Origin of the sequence: Amycolatopsis pithecellobii (genome assembly GCF_009707865.1) — a bacterium.
In the GTDB taxonomy this organism is placed as follows: domain Bacteria; phylum Actinomycetota; class Actinomycetes; order Mycobacteriales; family Pseudonocardiaceae; genus Amycolatopsis_E; species Amycolatopsis_E pithecellobii.
In genome coordinates, this window is record NZ_WMBA01000134.1 from 1 (window position 1) to 2921 (window position 2921).

At 71.0% G+C, this 2921-nt stretch carries 4 protein-coding genes and 1 pseudogene; all 5 read left to right on the forward strand.

All coding sequences use genetic code 11. The annotated features are described in order from the left end of the window. A pseudogene (locus GKO32_RS37705) lies at positions 1-297 on the forward strand (histidine kinase); the annotation flags it as partial. Then, on the forward strand, positions 294-707 hold the full coding sequence (locus GKO32_RS37710; protein ID WP_154761694.1) for a roadblock/LC7 domain-containing protein: 414 nt from the start codon (positions 294-296) through the stop codon (positions 705-707). The pseudogene GKO32_RS37705 and the gene GKO32_RS37710, both read left to right, overlap by 4 nt. A gap of 40 nt (positions 708-747) precedes the next feature. Next, complete coding sequence (locus GKO32_RS37715; protein ID WP_154761695.1) at positions 748-1119, forward strand: DUF742 domain-containing protein; 372 nt, start codon at positions 748-750, stop codon at positions 1117-1119. Between the two features lie 61 nt (positions 1120-1180). Continuing rightward, positions 1181-1774, forward strand: coding sequence for a GTP-binding protein (locus tag GKO32_RS37720; RefSeq protein WP_154761696.1), 594 nt, complete (start codon positions 1181-1183; stop codon positions 1772-1774). 18 nt (positions 1775-1792) lie between these two features. Then, complete coding sequence (locus GKO32_RS37725; RefSeq protein ID WP_312869286.1) at positions 1793-2719, forward strand: 5'-3' exonuclease; 927 nt, start codon at positions 1793-1795, stop codon at positions 2717-2719. Positions 2720-2921: the final 202 nt, after the last annotated feature.

Below are 2921 nucleotides of genomic sequence, written 5' to 3' on the forward strand. Positions count from 1 at the left end.
CCCCGGGCCCCCGCCGAAACCAGACCGCAGGACACCCGGTCCCCGCAGCCGCCGGGGCCGCCGGGGCCGCCGGGTTCGCTGTCGCCGGACCGGCCGCAGCTGCCCCGGCGGCGGCGTCAGCAGAACCTGGCGCCCCAGCTGCGGACGGACGAAACACCCGTCGCGGACATTTCGATGGAGCCCAAGGAGGACCCGGACCAAGCACGGAACCGGCTCGCCGCGTTCCAGCAGGGAACCCGCCGTGCCCGCAGCCATGACCCCGCCGCCACCGATTTCTTTGGGGAGCAGAGACGATGACCAATCCGGGGATGAACGAGCTGGACTGGTTGCTGGACGACCTGTTGCAGCAGATCGCCGGCGCGGACCGGGCCGTGGTGCTGTCCGCCGACGGGCTGCTCATCGGCCGCTCCAGCAACCTCACCGAGGAGGACGGCGAGCACCTGTCGGCGGTCGCCTCGGCGTTCCAGAGCCTGGCCAAGGGCACCGGCCGCCACTTCGGCGGCGGTCAGGTGCGCCAGACCGTGGTGGAGATGGACCACGCGTTCCTCTTCGTCACCGCGGCCGGGTACGGGGCCTGCCTTGCGCTGCTCACCAGCGAAGAGGCCGACATGGGGCTGGTGGCGTACGCGATGAACATGATGGTCAAGCGCGTCGGCGCGGTGCTCAGCGCGGCGCCACGCGTCGAGCACGCCGGCGGGCACGGATGACCGGCCGGGGCCGCTTCGACGGTAGCGGGTGCACGGTGCCATGACCGCCGAGGAGGAGACCTGGTTCGATGCCGACGCCGGCCCGCTGGCGCGGCCCTACACGGTGACAGGTGGCCGTACCCGCACCGACGCCGTCGGCCTCGACCTGCTCACCCTGGTGGTCGCGGTGACCACGATCCTGGAAGCGGCGATGCTGCCGCAGGAGTACGCGCGTGTCGTGCGCCTGTGCCAGCAGCCGCTGTCGGTGGCCGAGGTCGCCGCGTACCTGGAGTTGCCGTTGCCGGTGGTGAAGGTGCTGCTGGCGGACCTGATCGCGCAGAACCACGTCATCTTCCGCAGTGCGACCCCGATGGCCGCGGCCCCCGACGAACGCATCCTCCAGGCAGTGCTCGATGGCATCCGCAGACTCTGATTGGGCGGCAACGACAGTGGACTCCCCCGTTCGAGGACAGCTCTCGAACCCCGGCGGCGCGATGCCGCGGTACCGGCGCAACCTGAACGCGATGACGTTGAAACTGCTCGTCGCGGGCGGGTTCGGCGTCGGGAAGACGACGATGGTCGGTTCGGTCAGCGAGGTCCCCCCGCTGCACACCGAGGAGGCGATCACGGCCGCGTCCACCGGTGTCGACGACCTGACGGGTGTGGAGCGCAAGACCACCACCACGGTCGCGCTGGACTTCGGGCGCATCACGATCAACCCCGAGCTGATCCTGTACCTGTTCGGCACGCCGGGGCAGGACCGGTTCTGGTTCATGTGGGACGAGCTCGCGGTCGGTGCCCTGGGCGCGGTGGTGCTGGCGGACACGCGGCGGCTGGAAAGCTGTTTCCCCGCCGTCGACTTCTTCGAGCGGCGCGGGGTTCCGTTCGTGGTGGGCGTGAACTGTTTCGACAACGCCTACCGGTACGGCACGGAAGAGGTCCGCGACGCGCTGGAACTGGACCACGGCGTCCCGGTCCTGTTGTGCGACGCGCGGGAGCGGGAGTCGACGAAGCAGGTCCTGGTCACCTTGATCGAACACGTGATGGGGACGAGGAAAAGTCTCGCCCCGAGTTACCGGATGTCCTGACTCTGGCAGGCTGTCCGGGTGACGTTAGCGCTGCTGGACTCCGCGAGCCTGTATTTCCGGTCGTTCTACGCACTGCCGGACTCGATGACCGCGCCGGACGGGACGGCGGTCAATGCCGTGCGCGGGTTCGCCGACACCGTCGCGCGCATCCTCACCGACAGGAAACCCGCGCGGCTGGTGGCGTGCCTGGACGCCGACTGGCGGCCGCGGTTCCGGGTCGATCTGCTGCCGAGCTACAAGGCGCATCGCGTCGCGGACGAGGCCGCGAATGTGGAGGAAGTGCCGGATCTGCTGACCCCGCAGGTGCCGATCATCCTGGAGTTGCTCGACGCGGTCGGTCTCGCCACGGCCGAGGCCCCCGGATACGAGGCGGACGACGTCATCGGTGCGCTCACCGCCCGCGAGCGGACCGATCCGGTCGAGGTGATCACCGGGGACCGTGACCTGTTCCAGCTGGTCCGCACCTCGCCGACGCCGGCGTCGGTGATCTACGTCGGCAAGGGCTGGGCGAAGGCCGAACTGCTGGGCCCGGCGGAGGTGGCGGCGCGCTACGGCGTGCCGGAAGCGGACGCCGGCCCGGGCTACGCGGCGATGGCGGCCCTGCGCGGTGACCCGTCCGACGGGCTGCCCGGGGTCGCCGGCGTCGGCGAGAAGACGGCGGCGAAGCTGATCACGCAGTTCGGTTCGGTGGAAGCCCTGCTGGCGGCGGCCAAGTCGGGCAGCAAGGACCTGCCGTTGAAGATGCGGCTCAAGATCATCGCCGCCGAGGAGTACCTGAGCGTGGCGCCGACGGTGGTGAACGTGGCCGTCGATGCCCCGGTGACGATCTCCGGCCCGGACGCGGTGCCGTCCGCACCGAAAGACCCGGGCCGCGTCGCGGAACTGGCCACCCGCTGGAACCTCGGCGGTTCGGTACAACGGCTCGTGGCGGCGCTGACCCGCTGAGCGCGGCGGCCACTCCCCGGCCCGGCGTCGCGGGAGCCATCGGCGGGCGGCCCGTTCTCGCCCCCGGTGGGCATCGCGACCGGTCACCCGGACTTCCTGCAGCGCCGCCATTCGCCTTGCCACGCCAACAAGATCGGCGCGCCGGCCACAGCACGCACCACTGGCGGCCGCCCTCGCCACAACGGCCCCGGCGCACCGAATC

What these genes read in the sequence shown, in the direction of transcription:
- GKO32_RS37710 (WP_154761694.1), top strand. Translation starts at nt 294, where the DNA reads ATGACCAATCCGGGGATGAACGAGCTGGACTGGTTGCTGGACGACCTG.
- GKO32_RS37715 (WP_154761695.1), top strand. Translation starts at nt 748, where the DNA reads ATGACCGCCGAGGAGGAGACCTGGTTCGATGCCGACGCCGGCCCGCTG.
- GKO32_RS37720 (WP_154761696.1), top strand. Translation starts at nt 1,181, where the DNA reads ATGCCGCGGTACCGGCGCAACCTGAACGCGATGACGTTGAAACTGCTC.